This is a genomic window from Acinetobacter sp. USHLN143 (genome assembly GCF_037145695.1).
Taxonomy (GTDB): domain Bacteria; phylum Pseudomonadota; class Gammaproteobacteria; order Pseudomonadales; family Moraxellaceae; genus Acinetobacter; species Acinetobacter fasciculus.
The window spans coordinates 54416-69887 of sequence record NZ_JBBCWZ010000005.1; the positions used below are offsets into that span (position 1 = coordinate 54416).

Consider the following 15472-nt stretch of genomic DNA (forward strand, 5'->3'; position numbering starts at 1 on the left):
AGATGAATGGGGAACAACAACCACTGGTGCTCTTGGTGGATGATGAGGAAGATTTATGTACCCTCATGCAAATGTCATTGCTGCGCATGGGAATTCGCACGCACATTGCCCATCGTTTGGAAGACGCTAAAAAATGCCTTGCCAATCATCAATATGATGCCTGTCTGACCGACCTAAACCTTCCCGATGGCAATGGTTTGGAGTTACTGGATTGGATTGGCAATCTTTACCCGGCACTTCCAGTCGCGGTTCTGACCGCCTATGGCAACATGGAAATCGCCATTGCTGCGCTCAAAGCCGGGGCCTTTGATTTTGTCAGTAAACCGATTAATCAGAAACATCTGGAACAGCTCTTACAAAAAGCCCTGAATAAACCGGTGGATTATTCGCATAATAATCCGAATGATGCGCTCGAACATAAAATGCTGATTGGACAATCCATGCCAATTCAGCAATTACGCATTACCTTACAAAAAATTGCCCGCTCACAAGCCCCGGTTTTTATCACTGGTGAATCAGGCACAGGTAAGGAAGTCGTGGCCAATCTGGTCCATCGCCTGAGTAACCGCAATGAAGGTCCTTTTATTGCGATTAACTGTGGTGCCATTCCGACTGAGTTGATGGAAAGCGAACTGTTTGGGCATAAGAAAGGCAGCTTTACCGGCGCTGCTCAGGACAAACAGGGTCTGATTCAATCTGCCCATGGTGGCAGTCTGTTTCTGGATGAAATTGCAGAATTACCGCTTTCTATGCAGGTCAAATTGTTACGTGCCGTACAGGAAAAACGTATTCGTCCACTCGGTTCGGATACCGAAATTGATGTGGATTTCCGTGTGATCAGTGCCACGCATCAGGATCTGGAAGCCTTGGTGCAACAAGGCAAATTCCGTCAGGATTTATATTTCCGTATTCATGTAATGGATCTGACTTTACCGCCATTACGTGAACGAGGCCAGGATATTCTGTTATTGGCTGAACACTTTATTCAGAAGATTTGCCAGGAATGGGGCATTCCCAATAAAAAACTGACCGAACGCAGCAAAGAGTTCTTATTGGGACAATATTACTCAGGTAATGTGCGTGAATTACGTAATATTATGGAACGCGCGATTACTTTAAGTGATGAAGAGCGGATTGATCTTCAGCATTTGCAGAGCGCACCGCTACGTCAGGCGCTAAACAGCCCTCAGGAGATGAATACGCTCACGAGCGAGATCATTGCCACCGAAACCCTGATTGCACCTAAAAAGTTGGCTGAAGAGGGTCTAGAGCTGTATTTGGAAAAGGTCGAAAAAGAAATTTTACTGAATGCGCTGAATCTGACCCATTGGAATCGGACACTGGCCGCAAAAAAACTCGGCATGTCGTTCCGTTCCCTGCGCTATCGCTTGAAAAAGTTCGGCCTGGATACCGAAGAAGACGAATAATTATTTTTGCAGGAGCAGCAAGTCTGTGACATGTTCCAGATAGCTCTCCTCACGCATTTCCTGCTTAAACGGATAGTTGAAATGCGGCTGCACGCCCCGCCCTTCAATCATCTGGCCACTCGGGCTAAAGTATTGCGATACGGTCATCTGTAAGGCTGAACCATTGCTTAAAGGAAAGAGTTTCTGTACTACGCCTTTGCCATAGCTTTTTTCGCCTACGACCCAAGCACGGTTATGTTCTTTCAGGGCTGCAGTAAACACTTCTGCTGCAGAAGCCGAGCGGTTGTTAATCAGCACCCCAACTTTCAGATTCTGGAACTCAAAACTCGGTAAGGCCTGAAATTGCTGATTGCCTTCAGCACGACTTTTAGTCGAGACAATCACACCCTGATTCAAAAATAAATCGGCAGATTCTACTGCTGCAGACAATAAGCCTCCCGGGTTATTGCGCAGATCAAATAATACGGCTTTTAAGCGTTTATCCGAATAACTTTCAATCAGACGTTTGATTTCATTGGCAGTATCTTGCTGAAAAACCTTGACCTGTAAAACCAGCACCTGGTTATTGTGCAAGCTCGATTTAATTTCGGTATCCAGCTTGGTATTGCGGACCAGACGAACGGCCGGACTTTGCGGGGAAAGCTGGATCATGAGCGTAGAGCCAACTGCTCCACTCAATAACTGCCGGACTTGTTCCTGATTCAGGCTACTTAAGACCTGATCGTCAATTTTATAAACCGTGACGCCATTTCGAAGTCCCTGCTTGGCTGAATCAGCATCGGAACTCAGTCCCTGAACTACCCATTGCTTCAACCGCGGGTCAAATTGCAGATCAAAATCAATGCTGGCCAGATCACCTTCGGTATATTCACGCAGTTGCTTATAATCTTCAGGCGACAAATAACGGGAATAGCGATCTAAGCCACTGACCAGACCCTGAATGGCCTGTTGAAACAAGGCATCGTCATTTTTATCTTGAATATAATTATCTTTTACGATGCCATAAATTTGTACGAATTCTTGAATGGATGCCACAGGAATTTCGGAATAGACCTGCCCATCCATTTCCATATCATCGAATGCCGGCTCATTTGAACCCGCACCCCAAGCTGAATGACTCAAACACATCAGTAAGCATGGTATTACAACAGACTTCCAGCGTGTTCTTGCCATTCTTTGACCTTTTCAAAATTTTATTAAAGATTATGCATCAAGCTGAATCAGGTTACGGCCCTGCATTTCAGCCGGCACCGGAACTTGCATCAGGTTTAATAAAGTCGGTGCGACATCTGCCAGCACCCCACCTTCCACGATTGTGGCCTGAGTTGGGCCGACATAAATAAACGGAACCAATTCAGTCGTATGCTGGGTATGTACCTGACCACTGTGGTAGTCCTGCATCTGCTCAACGTTACCATGATCGGCAGTCACAATCATATGACCTTTTTGCGCCATTACCGCTTCATAAACCCGGCCCAAACAGGTATCAACCGCTTCAACAGCTTTCACCGCAGCATCGAATACACCCGTATGACCGACCATATCACCATTGGCAAAGTTCACCACCAGCAGGTCAAATTCACCTGAATTGATCGCAGCCACCAGCTCATCAGTCACTTCATAAGCACTCATTTCCGGTTTAAGGTCATAAGTGGCTACGTTTGGCGATGGAATCAGGATACGTTTTTCACCTGGGTATTCATCTTCACGGCCGCCGCTGAAGAAAAAAGTCACATGCGCATACTTTTCTGTTTCCGCAATGCGCAGCTGTGTTTTACCCAAATCAGATAAGTATTCACCAATCGAGTTTTTCAACGCTTCAGGCATATACGCTACAGGTGCATCAATCGTGGCTTGATAACGCGTCAGCATGACAAACTTCGCCAAATTCGGCACGACTTTACGTTCAAAACCCGCAAAGTCTTTTTCTACAAATGCGCGAGTCAATTCACGGGCACGATCGGCACGGAAGTTCATGAATACGACGCTGTCGCCATCCTGAATTTTCGCCAGATCGCCAATACGGGTCGCTTTAACAAACTCATCCGACTCATCGGCTGCGTAAGCCTGTTCCAAACTTTCAACTGCGCTGGCAGCTGTACGAACCGCTTCACCTTCAGTCAACAAGCGATAGGCCTGTTCAACACGATCCCAACGGTTGTCACGATCCATGGCAAAATAACGGCCAATCATGGTCGCAATACGACCTTGACCCGGATATTGCGCAAATAAGGCATCAAGTTTTTCTAAAGAAGGCTGCGCGCTTTTAGGCGGTGTATCACGACCATCTAAAAATGCGTGTAAATAAACTTGCGCACCGCGTTTCAATGCTAGCTCTGCCATCGCCACGATATGATCTTCATGTGAGTGCACACCGCCTTCAGACAAAAGGCCAAGCAAATGTACTGCACCACCTGCAGCTTTGGCTTTCTCCACCGCATCGACCAGCACTTCATGTTCAAAGAAGTCACCTGTACGAATATCTTTGGTAATTCGGGTAAAGTCCTGATACAGCACACGACCTGCGCCGAGGTTCATATGTCCGACTTCAGAGTTACCCATCTGGCCATCTGGCAGGCCGACATCTTCACCAGAACCCGAGATCAAACCATGCGGATGCTTGTCCTGTATCGCAGTTAAATTTGGTCGTTTAGCTGCTAAAAACGCATTGTCTTCGACCGCTTCGCGATGACCCACACCATCCATAATCACCAAAACGTGAGGGATTTTGCCAGCAGTTGCATCCGTCATAATGAAATACTCTGTTCGTCTACGAATTAATCGCTCTATTTTAGCGAAGTTTATAAAAAGAGGCCATGACCCGTATATGGTTTAAGCCTCTCATGATGATTGATTTGTTCTATTTTCCTGTGCCTTAGCGCGCCCGATGCAGCAAGTATCCGCCGATGCCAAACATGATCAGAATCGGAATAAATACGAACCAGGCCGGAGACGGTGCGTAAATCAAGCTGGCATAGCCGAGGAAATCCTGCAGATAGAAGAAACCCAGTCCGGCAAATAAGGCAATCACCAGACGAAAACCCATGGATTGCTGACGCAACGGCCCGAAGATAAATGAACAGGCGATCACCACCAAGGCGATCAGAGCAAATGGGGAGCCAAGTTTTTGCCAGAAGGCCAACTGATAGGTTTTTGGTACCTGACTGTATTCATGCATATAGCTCATGAAACTGACCAGTTGACTCGGCGATAAATCTTCAGGATCAATGGTCACCATATGCACATATTTGGGCTGCAATGCCAGCGCTAAAGGTTGCTGTTGCTGCTTGACCAGCGTGGCATTGCCATTTTGTAAAATATCGAACTGCTCTGTGTTGTCCAGCGTCCAAGAACCATCTTTAACAAATTGGCCCTGATCTGCCTGCAAGGTACCGCGCAAACGATAGTTCTGGTCAAAGTCCAGCATCTGCACATTTTTCAACTGACCTTGCGAGTTGGCATAATCGATATAAATAAAGCGCTGCCCTTCCCGAGTCCAGTAACCACGAACTTCACCGAGCTGAGCGGCTTTACTGGCACTTTTTACGCTTTTGGCCTGTTCATTGGTATAAGGAATGACCCACTCGCTCAGGGCAAATGACAACACCACCAACAACAGTGCTGAACGGATCACCCACCCGACAATACGCCATAAGCTCACGCCGACCGAACGCATCACAATCAGCTCACTATTCGAGGCTAATGTACCAAGACCTAAAACTGCACCAATCAGTGCAGAAATCGGCAGGATTTCATATAAATAATTTGGTGCGCCCCAAAGCACATATTTCAAGGCATCCCAGGCACCATAACCATCTTTGAGCGAACCAAGCTCACCCAGATAAGTAAATAATACCTGTAAACCCGCCAATACCGCGGTTGCACCCAGCATCGCCAGCGCAGTGGTTTGGGTCACATGTTTTGCAACTATACGACGTGCCAACATTGTTAAGACCTCACTCGCTGAATCTGTTTCTTGATTTTCGGGCCTAATTTCTGTTTACGCGAGAACAAGGCACCCGCAATTGCATAGGCAATCAGAATCAATGGATAGGCCCAAATGCCCATTTCTTCTTTACTGATCCGCGTCTTCACTGCCATCAGGGCCACAATCAGACTGGCAAAAATCATGAGGGCAGGAAATAACTTGAGATATCGACCCTGTCGTGGACTCACTTCAGACAAGGCCACAGCCAGAATCAGGGCAATCAGAATCGCAAAAGGAACAAACACCCGCCAGCCCAACTCACTGGCCACCACAGGATCCTGACGGTTCTGCCACAATTGCGAGGTCGGTAAGGCCTCAACTTCAGTACTGGCAAATTGCGCTTCTTCATCGCTTTCTAAGCGCAGACGATAGCTTTCAAATTCAGCTTGAGTATATTGCGGTGTACCCGGATAGATCTCATAACGGCGTCCATTAACCAGATCGACCACATTGGCAGCATCATTCGGTACTTCAATTCGGGTGGCTTCCTGCGCCAGAATCATCACATCCGGTTTGCCTTCTTTTTCCGCACGCTGATAAAAGAAAATATCTTTTAAATTTTTACGGTCTTCTGACAGGTCACCGGCATAAATGGTATAGGGCCCAGAGGAGATAAATTCTTTCGGTCGCACCAGGTCAAAGCCGGTACGTACCGCCTGACTGGTGGTCAGGGCTTCAAACTGGCGAATGCCCCACGGCGCAGCCCACAGCATCAATCCGGCCTGAGCAATCAAAAACACCAGGGTCATCGGCACCAGTAGACGCGCCAATTGATGCCGACTGACGCCACTGCCATTCATCACCGCCATTTCATGGTCGACATATAAACGGCCAAACACCAGCATCAGTCCAATAAAGAAACCGAGCGGAAGAATCAGGGTCAAGAATTCAGGCAAACGGTAGCCAATAATGCTAAATAAAATGCCTGCATCCAGACGGCCTTGCGCCGCAACACCAAAATACTTGATCAGTCGACCGCCCATCATGATCAAGGTCAATAAGGCAATCACCACCAAGGATGTCGAGACAACTTGCTTGACCAGATAACGCCGAATAATCAAATTAATTCTTCCAAAATAAGGTCCATAAAACGAGTGCTAGTTTACCCGAATAGCAAAAATATAAAACCTAGGCCGCCCTGCCCATTGAAAATCTATTCAGATAAATGTTTCAATGACTGAATGATTTACCCATCTAGACAGGCGTGAAAACAGAATATGAAACTTACAATTAATACGTCATTCCCAGAGAATGGATCAAGTCAATCTTTGTTGATTTTAGTTGACTCAGAACAACTTCAGAATACAACCGCAACCTATCAAATCAATAATTTAGACACATTAATTGAAGCCTCTCAATTCAAGGCAGCGTTGGCGGAAAGCCTGAGCCTGATTGGTCAGGTGAGCCAGTCCAGCCATGCAGCACTAATTGGTTTAGGCAAGGTCGCTGAACTGCAACCGGCAAAACTTGCAAAAATCGCGCAAACTATTATTCAAGTCACTCAAAAAAAATTCAAACAGATTTCTGTAGATCTGACACAACTTCCACAAGAATTCCATTATCTGTTTGCGCTCTTCCTGACTCAGGCCAGCTATGGTTATGATGAATATAAATCCAAGAAGAATGAATTTGTGCTCGAGCAGATCGACCTGATTGCCACTCATAGCGTCTTAACTACCGAACAGTTGCAACTGGTACAAGCAGTGCAAAGCGGACAAAATCTGGCACGTGACCTGGGCAACCATCCGGGCAATATCTGTTTCCCTGAATATCTTGCAGAACAGGCGGTGGCTTTGGCGGCTGAATATCCAGACCTACTTAAAGTCACAGTGCTGGATGAACAGCAAATGGCAGATTTAGGCATGGGAGCCTTCCTTGCGGTAAGTAAAGGTTCAGAGCGTCCAGGTCGTATTATCAGCATGGAATATCAGTCAGAGCGTAGCGAAGCGCCGGTAGTTTTGGTGGGTAAAGGCATTACGTTTGATACTGGCGGTATTTCACTTAAACCGGGCGCAGGCATGGACGAAATGAAATATGACATGTGTGGCGCAGCCTCTGTACTCGGTACGATGCGTGCATTGTGTGAGTCCCGCTTACCTCTGCATGTGGTGGGAACCATCGCTGCAGCAGAAAACATGCCTTCAGGTAAAGCCACCCGTCCTGGCGATATCGTAACGACCATGAGTGGTCAGACGGTTGAAATCCTGAATACTGATGCCGAAGGTCGTTTGGTCCTATGTGATACCTTGACTTATGTAAAACGTTTTAATCCTGCTTTGGTGATTGATATTGCGACCTTAACCGGTGCCTGTGTGGTCGCTTTGGGTTCAGTGCTGACAGGTCTGTTCACGCCAGATGATAAACTGGCAGCAGAACTGGAAGCTGCCGGCCAGCATTCATTTGACCGGGTATGGCGTATGCCGGTACTGGATGACTATCAGGAACAGCTGGATTCACCATTTGCGGACATTGGCAATATCGGTGGGCCAAAAGCCGGTTCTGTGACTGCAGCCTGCTTCCTGCAACGTTTTACCCGTGAATATCGCTGGGCACATCTCGATGTGGCCGGTACGGCGTGGAATTCAGGCACCAATAAAGGGGCGACCGGCCGTCCAGTTCCATTATTGATGCAATTCCTGGCGAATCGCGTTCAAAGCAATGGCTAAAGTCAGCTTTTATTTATTTGAAAAAAGCCCTGAACGACAAGTGGACAGCACTTGTCGTTTATGCCGTAAGATTCTGCGTCAGCCGGCGCGGATCTGGTTACTGTGTGCCGATACAGATTTGCAACAGCAGCTAGATGAACGTCTGTGGAGCTTTGACCCCAGCAGCTTTATTCCACATGGTATTGACCAGCCTCAGGCGATGGTCTGTATTTCGGCCACACTACCGGAACAGTCCGACTGGATTATTTTCAATTTTAATCCGGAAGCACTTGAACCTTACGCAAAATTTAGTCACATTATTGAGATCATTGAAAATCATGAAACAGCTAAACAGCTGGGTCGTGAAAAATTCAAGCAATATCGTCGATTAGGTATTGAACCGGACACCCATAAGCTTTAACCGATATCATCCACAAGGAGAGGCACGTGGCATTAAATGTAGGTCCCGATTTTAAACAGCGCTGGTTAAATGTGCCGGAAGCTGTGCGTCAGACCTTTATCGATGACCTCTCTCGGATCTGCGATATTTTAAAGCCAGAAACGTCTTTGGAAGAATGGCAGAGTCGTGACCAGCACTTGCAGCAGGAATCTGAACGCAAGATTGAAGCAGCCTATGCGCAGCGCAAGGCCGAATTGATTGAAGAAGCCCGTATTCGCAAACAGCTCGCGCTCGAAAAAGCTTTGGCCGAAAAGCGTGCCGAGGAACAGGCCTATCAAGAACAGCTACGTCTTGAAGAACAGCGAAAATTGAGCGAACAGATCCAAATGCTTGCTGAAATAAATACGCATCTAGAAGCTGAAGTGCAGCACTATGTCGCACGTTATGCAAAAAATCCTGAGACGACTTTTGATTTTGCCAGAGGTCGCATCCAGATTGAGGATCAGAGCATTTTATCCGAATTAGAAAGTGTGCGTTTACGTCTGGAACTTGAGGCAGAAACCGTGATTGAACAGACCGTCAATGCACTGCGTGAAAAAATGCGTGCGGCAGCCAAAGAAGAAATCGAGTATATGCTGAAAAATTCTGAATTTTCTGATCAGCCACGCAATATTTAAATGATCCTTTCACATTAAAAAAGCCCGAAAATTCGGGCTTTTTTATCTTCTATGTCGCATCTTACAAAAAATCTGCCAGCATAAAGGCAGCATTTCCGAGCAGATAGCCAATGCTTAATAAAGTGCCAATCCAGAGGATGCCACCCGCAATATTATAAAAGCTGAATGTGGCAAAGCTCATATGCGCTGAACCGGCAGCAAAAGGGCCAAATGAGCGGACAAAGGGAATAAAACGTGCGATTAAAATAGTTTTACCGCCATGTTTCATAAAATAGTGGTTGGTTTTCACCATATATTCCGGCTTGAAATAACGTGAATGTTGGTTGAAATATTTTAAGCCGAGAACTTTTCCGGTGTAATAATTCACGCTATAGCCCAGCACCGAGGCAGTGAATAACAACAGCCCCATCGAATGCAAGGTCACCAGGTCGCTGCTGGCGCACAAAGCTCCCACAGCCAGCAATAGACTGTCACCCGGCAGGAAAAAGAAAAATACAGAACCGGTTTCTGCAAAAATCACCAGAAACAGGATTGCATAAATCCATACCCCATATTGATCGAGCAATAGCGGCAATGACTGTTCCAAGTTCAGTAAAAAATCGAGCATTCGACCCGTCCACCCAGGCAATATTTGCAAGTTGAACTGCTGATTATCCCGAAAAATAAAAAAACAGTCTAATTTTTCAATCAGACTGTTCAGTAAATCAACATTTCTCTTATTTTAAGAAACCATTTTCAGCCAGGAAATCCATGCTGATTTTTGATTGTTCAGTGGCTTCGGCGGCTTTATCACCGAGCAATAAGCGCTCGATATAACGTGCCAATACATCCACTTCCAGATTGACCTTGCTACCGACTTTCCAGGTACCAATATTGGTCCGTTCAGCAGTATGCGGAATCAGGTTCAGACTGATCACACTGCCACGTAAATGATTAATCGTCAGGCTAATACCATCAACTGTAACCGAGCCTTTTTCTGCCAGGTATTTGGCAATTTCAGCAGGTGCAGTGACTTCATAATAAATCGAACGTGCATCTTCACGAACCAGCGTGATTTCACCGACTGCATCCACATGACCTGACACAATATGACCGCCAAAACGCGTAGTCGGCAACATGGCTTTTTCAACATTGACAGGCTGACCGGCTTTCCAGGTGCCGAGCGTGGTCCGGTTCAAGCTTTCACGGGAAACATCAGCCGCATACCAGTTCTCGCCCCAGTCGATCACGGTCAGGCAGATACCATTGGTCGCAATAGAATCACCCAGATGTACATCGGACATGTCCAGATCAGTCTGGATACGCAAACGTACATCACCGCCAACGCTTTGCAGACTTTCGACTTTGCCGAGGCTTTCGATAATACCTGTAAACATTTTTATTTCCTTTTCAATTCTTTTACCAGAGGGCCAACTGGGTACTGACGCCGGTCGTATCCACACCGCCCAATTCTGCATAATGATGCAGCTGGCTGAGTAATTGACGGATCGGTGGACCTGACTTGGCGTGGGTATCGGTAATCACAATAAATTCCAGCACGCGTGCACGTTCAGACTGGCGCTGTTTGCTAACACGATAACGCGGCACATCTTGGGTCAGCAAGGTCACCCGGCCACGTTTCAGATTGGCCTGTAACAAATCAGTTGCGCTGATATTCCCGTCAGTTGAATAACTGGTCAGGATGAAACGTGCATTAATGGTCGCCAACAGGCTCTCGTAAGCTTCTTTGGCATATTTAGAGGAATTGTACTGGCTCGGACGCTCTTTGCGCCATGCCCGGTCAATCCCGCTCTTAAAGCCCTTGGTATCTGGAGTCGGTAAATCGGCCTGATCCCATAAGGTCAGCGCATTCAGCACATGATAATTACTGCTATAAGCATGCTGATTATACGGTGGATCCAGATAAGCTACGTCTACTTCAAAACCGTTCATCTGGTTGGCCAGATGCTGGGCATCGACACACCACATTTCTGCGGCCATTCCTTTTTTCTGATCCGATTCACAAAAACGACTTGGCGTTAACCATAGTAAAGATTCAATCCGTTCCAGCGCAGTTTGGGTTTTCCCGCCCCAACCATGGTGAAAGCTTTTGAAAACACCAGAAGTATTGCTGACAAAACTGGCGGAATACAGCAAGGGTGCCAGCAAGGCAGACATTTCCACATCATCAATTGCACCTTGTGCCTGCCAGGCTGCAATCTGCTGACGGATGGCATCAATACGCATGCCGTTACGACGTTTAAAGAACAAACGATCACGGGCTGGATCATAAATTTCATCATTACGCGGACACAGGTTATGCGTCACCCAGCCTTTAACTTCCGGCAGACGGTTCAGATAATCAATCGCTTTCTGATAGCCACCGAGTTCTTTAAATGCCGGTGCTTCAGTACAGGCCAGTACCGCATGATTCAGCGCATGGCTATACGGTTCCCAGTCATTGGCAATGACGCGATAACCATTCTGACGGGCCAAACGCGAGACCACGCCTGAACCTGCAAAAAAGTCAGCAAAGATTGGAGCACGGCCATCGCTACGTTTCAGGGTTCCTGTACTCTCCAGAGCTTCCAGAATTAAATGCAGTAAACGGCGCTTATTGCCCAGATAAGGAACCAGTTGATGGAAAAGATATTCATCGGTGGTACGTGCCGCATGGCGACGTTTATGATAAACCGTAGACTCTGAACTCATAGTGTCTCTTGAAAAGGAATTAGCCTGAAGCGCACGTCATCACCTAAGCGAGTTACATCGCGCAGCTTAAATCGGAGTTGTTCGGCCATATGGCTAAATTCTGCATTAAACATGGTACGCGCAGACTGACCCAATAGGGTCGGTGCAACGTAACTGATCAGTTCATCAACCAATTTTTGTTGTAAAAATGCCGTAGATAAGGTCGCCCCTGCTTCCACCAAGACATCATAAATCTGATGCTGTTGAACCAGTTGCTTTAATAATTCTGCTAAAGGCTGTACCGGCAAGTGTAGCACACCCAGATCTGCAAGCTCCTGACGAAATGGCCCCATGACCATCACTGTTTCAGGTTGCACTAAAATTTTTGCGTTGAGTGGTAAACGCCCCTGACGGTCCAGAATAATCCGTTTCGGTTGCACCACAGTCTTGATATCTTCAAGGCCATCCAGTTGACGCACATTCAGTTCACAGTCATCCGCAAGAACCGTATCAATCCCGGTAATCACTGCGCCTGAAATCGCACGCCAGTGCTGTACATCCTGACGTGCTGCTAAACCGGTAATCCATTTTGATTCACCCGATGCCATCGCGGTACGGCCATCCAGACTTGAGGCAATTTTTAAACGCATATAAGGCATGCCAGTCGCCATGGCTTTCAGGAAGCCTTGATTCAGCTGATGCGCTTCATCTTCACAGATGCCAATCTCGACTTCGATTTCGGCATCTTTCAGGATCTGTACACCCTTGCCAGCCACCAGCGGATTGGGATCTGGACAGGCCACGACAACTTTAGCCACACCTGCTTCAACCAGACCCTTGGCACAAGGCGGCGTACGGCCATAATGCGCACAAGGTTCTAAAGTCACATAAGCGGTTGCACCACGGGCCTGTTCACCGGCCTGACGCAGCGCAAAGACTTCAGCATGTGGCTGGCCGGCTTGGGGATGAAAGCCTTCACCAATCACGATGCCATCTTTAACAATGACGCAGCCGACATTCGGATTCGGTTTGGTGGAATATTGCCCTTGACGAGCCAATTCAATGGCCCGGCGCATCCAGACTTGATCTTGATTCAGTTCAACCATGCTTATTCTTGTAATTCTCGTTGTTGCATCTGTTCAATCTGATGACGAAAAGCTTCAACATCCTGAAAATCCTGATAGACCGAAGCGAAACGCACATAAGCAACATGATCCAGAGCAAATAAAGACTGCATCACGATTTCACCGATGGTACGTGATTTCACGTCACGCTCACCTAAACGACGAATCTGTAGCTGAATATCGCTCAGCACCGTTTCAATCTGCTCTTGGGTCACCGGGCGTTTTTGTAAGGCATGCATCAGGGAACGGCGTAATTTGGCTTCATCGAAAGGTTCATTTTTACCATCCGACTTGATGACGCGCGGCATCACCACTTCATAGCTTTCAAAGGTAGTGAAGCGTTCATTACAACTGACACATTCACGGCGACGACGAATCTGACATCCTTCAGCTGCCAGGCGTGAATCAATCACTTTACTGTCTGCAGTATTGCAAAATGGGCAATGCATAGCGGTTTAATTGAACAAATCCAGATGGATTCCGAGTGTAGCAAAAATTACAAACTTTGTAGAGTTTTACGCAACATATAGAAAAAAAACAGCCCATTCGGGCTGTTTTACACTATATATTGATTATGGTGGATTTATTATTATTCGACACGTTCGCCATGTTGGCTTAAATCCAGACCCATACGCTCATCATCAGATGCCACACGGATTCCAATGATCAAGTCAATGACTTTCAGGATAATGAAGGTCATGATCGCAGAGTAAGCAATGGTTGCCAGTACACCTTCCACTTGCACCCAAAGCTGATGCATGACATTGGCAGGAGCATTGTCACCCATGATGAATTCGCTGGCAAAGAAGGCCGTTAAAATCGCGCCAACAATACCACCTACACCATGCAGGCCAAAAGCATCTAAAGAATCATCGGCTTTCAATGCGCGTTTCAGTGCAGTAATCCCCCAGAAGCACACCACACCACCGATCAGACCCATCGCCAATGCGCCGCCTACAGTCACAAAACCTGCAGCTGGAGTAATGACCACCAGACCAGCAACTGCACCCGATACGCCGCCCAGTACAGAAGCTTTACCACGTGCCAGTTTTTCAGTGATTAACCAGGAGATGGCTGCTGCCGCTGCTGCGACTTGAGTCACGATCAAGGCATAGCCTGCAGAACCGTTGGCACCTAATGCAGAACCACCGTTGAAACCGAACCAGCCTACCCAGAGCAAAGATGCACCAACTACTGTAAGCGTCAGGTTATGCGGTGCCATAGATTCACGACCCAAACCCATACGTTTGCCCAGCATATATGCCGCTACCAGACCGGCAACACCCGAGTTGATATGTACAACCGTACCACCGGCAAAATCAAGCGCGCCGTCGTTACCTAACCAGCCACCACCCCATACCCAGTGGGTAATTGGTGCATAAACAATCACCACCCAAAGTGCGATAAAAGCAACGAAAGCACCAAATTTCATACGTTCTGCAATCGAACCGCTGATGATGGCAACCGTAATGATGGCAAAAGTCATTTGGAAAATCACAAACAGGATTTCAGGAATCGTGCCTGAAAGCGCCTCTGTGGTAATACCGGCCAGCATGAACTTGTCCAGGCCGCCTATAAAGGCATTGCCTTCACCGAAAGCTAGGGTATAACCAATAATCACCCAGGCAATACTGACCACCGCTGCAGCAATAAAGCTATGTGCCATCGTCGCTAGAACGTTTTTCTTGCGGACCATACCGCCATAAAATAGCGCCAAGCCAGGAATGGTCATGAGTAAAACTAGAGCGGTAGAGGTTAAAACCCAGGCGGTATCGCCGGTATCTAGCGTTGGTTCTTCTTCTGCAGGTGCTGCAGCTTCAACTGGCGCTGCTTCAGCAATTGCTGCTGTAGTGTCTGTTGTTGTATTTGTTGTATCGTCTGCTTCTTCAACAAGCACAATTTCTTCTGTCGGTGTTGTTGCTGTTGCAGCTTCTTCAGCCCATGCAACAGAACCACCAAAAAGAGCGCCGGCCATGCCGAACGCGAGTAGCATTTTTTTCATTCGTATCCCCCAACCAAGTTTTTGTGAGTTATTAGGTACTCAGCAAACTTCGTGCCAAGTTAGACAGCGTCTGCACCTGTTTCACCTGTACGAATACGGATGACTTGTTCCAAGTTAGTCACGAAAATTTTTCCGTCACCGATTTTTCCAGTGCTCGCCACACGAGTAATAGATTCAATCACCGCGTCTACCATTTCATCGCTAATCGCGATTTCAATTTTGACTTTCGGCAAGAAATCTACAACGTATTCAGCACCACGATAGAGTTCAGTGTGGCCTTTTTGACGACCAAAGCCTTTCACTTCAGTTACAGTGATGCCTTGAACACCAATTTCAGACAATGCTTCGCGAACATCATCTAATTTAAAAGGTTTTACAATTGCAGTTACGAGCTTCATGTTTGTTTTCCTTCGGCTTATTTCACCAGTAAGGTTTTACGTTCAAATTTCATGCCAAGATTCCTAAGGTCGGGGGAAATTAGAAAGCCTGGCATGTGGTTTATTTATACCTTATTTTATACGGATAAAGGCTTTGAATCT

Annotated in this window: 15 protein-coding genes; 4 read left to right on the top strand and 11 right to left on the bottom strand. The window is 46.9% G+C overall.

Features of this window, described 5'->3' with window-relative positions:
• Nucleotides 1-2 precede the first annotated feature (2 nt).
• Nucleotides 3-1427 (top strand): sigma-54-dependent transcriptional regulator, encoded by a 1425-nt coding sequence (locus WFH18_RS02835; RefSeq protein WP_138743172.1) that lies wholly within the window; start codon nt 3-5, stop codon nt 1425-1427.
• On the opposite strand, the gene WFH18_RS02840 is transcribed toward WFH18_RS02835, so the two are convergent.
• From WFH18_RS02840 to lptF, 4 genes are all read right to left on the bottom strand, one after another.
• A complete protein-coding gene (locus WFH18_RS02840; RefSeq protein WP_005248427.1) occupies nt 1428-2600 on the bottom strand; it encodes a S41 family peptidase in 1173 nt (390 codons plus the stop codon). It abuts the gene before it with no gap.
• 30 nt (nt 2601-2630) lie between these two features.
• A complete protein-coding gene (gpmI, locus tag WFH18_RS02845; RefSeq protein ID WP_138743171.1) occupies nt 2631-4178 on the bottom strand; it encodes a 2,3-bisphosphoglycerate-independent phosphoglycerate mutase in 1548 nt (515 codons plus the stop codon).
• 124 nt (nt 4179-4302) lie between these two features.
• Nucleotides 4303-5373 carry an LPS export ABC transporter permease LptG gene (lptG, locus tag WFH18_RS02850; protein ID WP_004281054.1) on the bottom strand — a complete coding sequence of 357 codons (1071 nt, stop codon included), beginning with the start codon at nt 5371-5373 and terminating at the stop codon, nt 4303-4305.
• A gap of 2 nt (nt 5374-5375) precedes the next feature.
• A complete protein-coding gene (gene lptF / locus WFH18_RS02855) occupies nt 5376-6476 on the bottom strand; it encodes an LPS export ABC transporter permease LptF (protein ID WP_004281053.1) in 1101 nt (366 codons plus the stop codon).
• A 156-nt stretch (nt 6477-6632) separates the two neighbouring features.
• Between lptF and WFH18_RS02860 the strand changes: the two genes are divergently transcribed.
• From WFH18_RS02860 to blhA, 3 genes are read left to right on the top strand one after another with little or no spacing between them, the layout of a single operon-like run.
• Nucleotides 6633-8081 (top strand): leucyl aminopeptidase, encoded by a 1449-nt coding sequence (locus tag WFH18_RS02860; protein WP_026056609.1) that lies wholly within the window; start codon nt 6633-6635, stop codon nt 8079-8081.
• Nucleotides 8074-8481, top strand: a complete 408-nt coding sequence (locus WFH18_RS02865; protein ID WP_005265489.1) for a DNA polymerase III subunit chi — start codon at nt 8074-8076, stop codon at nt 8479-8481. The genes WFH18_RS02860 and WFH18_RS02865 overlap by 8 nt, the downstream gene beginning before the upstream one ends.
• Before the next feature lie 26 nt (nt 8482-8507).
• Nucleotides 8508-9137 carry a cell division protein BlhA gene (blhA, locus tag WFH18_RS02870; RefSeq protein ID WP_005265486.1) on the top strand — a complete coding sequence of 210 codons (630 nt, stop codon included), beginning with the start codon at nt 8508-8510 and terminating at the stop codon, nt 9135-9137.
• Between the two features lie 61 nt (nt 9138-9198).
• On the opposite strand, the gene WFH18_RS02875 is transcribed toward blhA, so the two are convergent.
• The 7 genes from WFH18_RS02875 to glnK all read right to left on the bottom strand — a co-directional run bounded on the left by WFH18_RS02875 (nt 9199) and on the right by glnK (nt 15331).
• On the bottom strand, nt 9199-9744 hold the full coding sequence (locus WFH18_RS02875) for a VTT domain-containing protein (protein ID WP_004281049.1): 546 nt from the start codon (nt 9742-9744) through the stop codon (nt 9199-9201).
• 109 nt (nt 9745-9853) lie between these two features.
• On the bottom strand, nt 9854-10513 hold the full coding sequence (locus tag WFH18_RS02880) for a riboflavin synthase (RefSeq protein WP_004281048.1): 660 nt from the start codon (nt 10511-10513) through the stop codon (nt 9854-9856).
• A gap of 22 nt (nt 10514-10535) precedes the next feature.
• Nucleotides 10536-11828: a DNA adenine methylase gene (locus tag WFH18_RS02885; protein ID WP_004732518.1), complete on the bottom strand. Its 1293-nt coding sequence runs from the start codon at nt 11826-11828 to the stop codon at nt 10536-10538.
• On the bottom strand, nt 11825-12913 hold the full coding sequence (gene ribD, locus WFH18_RS02890; protein ID WP_004281045.1) for a bifunctional diaminohydroxyphosphoribosylaminopyrimidine deaminase/5-amino-6-(5-phosphoribosylamino)uracil reductase RibD: 1089 nt from the start codon (nt 12911-12913) through the stop codon (nt 11825-11827). The genes WFH18_RS02885 and ribD overlap by 4 nt, the downstream gene beginning before the upstream one ends.
• A 2-nt stretch (nt 12914-12915) precedes the next feature.
• The gene (gene nrdR, locus WFH18_RS02895) at nt 12916-13380 is read right to left on the bottom strand and encodes a transcriptional regulator NrdR (RefSeq protein ID WP_004281044.1); all 465 of its coding nucleotides are present in this window, start codon (nt 13378-13380) and stop codon (nt 12916-12918) included.
• 140 nt (nt 13381-13520) lie between these two features.
• A complete protein-coding gene (locus WFH18_RS02900; protein WP_005249679.1) occupies nt 13521-14933 on the bottom strand; it encodes an ammonium transporter in 1413 nt (470 codons plus the stop codon).
• Between the two features lie 59 nt (nt 14934-14992).
• On the bottom strand, nt 14993-15331 hold the full coding sequence (glnK, locus tag WFH18_RS02905) for a P-II family nitrogen regulator (RefSeq protein ID WP_004281042.1): 339 nt from the start codon (nt 15329-15331) through the stop codon (nt 14993-14995).
• Between the last annotated feature and the right edge of the window lie 141 nt (nt 15332-15472).

What these genes read in the sequence shown, in the direction of transcription:
- ribD (WP_004281045.1), bottom strand. Translation starts at nt 12,913, where the DNA reads ATGGTTGAACTGAATCAAGATCAAGTCTGGATGCGCCGGGCCATTGAA.
- glnK (WP_004281042.1), bottom strand. Translation starts at nt 15,331, where the DNA reads ATGAAGCTCGTAACTGCAATTGTAAAACCTTTTAAATTAGATGATGTT.
- lptG (WP_004281054.1), bottom strand. Translation starts at nt 5,373, where the DNA reads ATGTTGGCACGTCGTATAGTTGCAAAACATGTGACCCAAACCACTGCG.
- WFH18_RS02840 (WP_005248427.1), bottom strand. Translation starts at nt 2,600, where the DNA reads ATGGCAAGAACACGCTGGAAGTCTGTTGTAATACCATGCTTACTGATG.
- WFH18_RS02835 (WP_138743172.1), top strand. Translation starts at nt 3, where the DNA reads ATGAATGGGGAACAACAACCACTGGTGCTCTTGGTGGATGATGAGGAA.
- WFH18_RS02885 (WP_004732518.1), bottom strand. Translation starts at nt 11,828, where the DNA reads ATGAGTTCAGAGTCTACGGTTTATCATAAACGTCGCCATGCGGCACGT.
- WFH18_RS02900 (WP_005249679.1), bottom strand. Translation starts at nt 14,933, where the DNA reads ATGAAAAAAATGCTACTCGCGTTCGGCATGGCCGGCGCTCTTTTTGGT.
- WFH18_RS02875 (WP_004281049.1), bottom strand. Translation starts at nt 9,744, where the DNA reads ATGCTCGATTTTTTACTGAACTTGGAACAGTCATTGCCGCTATTGCTC.
- WFH18_RS02860 (WP_026056609.1), top strand. Translation starts at nt 6,633, where the DNA reads ATGAAACTTACAATTAATACGTCATTCCCAGAGAATGGATCAAGTCAA.
- WFH18_RS02865 (WP_005265489.1), top strand. Translation starts at nt 8,074, where the DNA reads ATGGCTAAAGTCAGCTTTTATTTATTTGAAAAAAGCCCTGAACGACAA.
- WFH18_RS02880 (WP_004281048.1), bottom strand. Translation starts at nt 10,513, where the DNA reads ATGTTTACAGGTATTATCGAAAGCCTCGGCAAAGTCGAAAGTCTGCAA.
- gpmI (WP_138743171.1), bottom strand. Translation starts at nt 4,178, where the DNA reads ATGACGGATGCAACTGCTGGCAAAATCCCTCACGTTTTGGTGATTATG.
- nrdR (WP_004281044.1), bottom strand. Translation starts at nt 13,380, where the DNA reads ATGCATTGCCCATTTTGCAATACTGCAGACAGTAAAGTGATTGATTCA.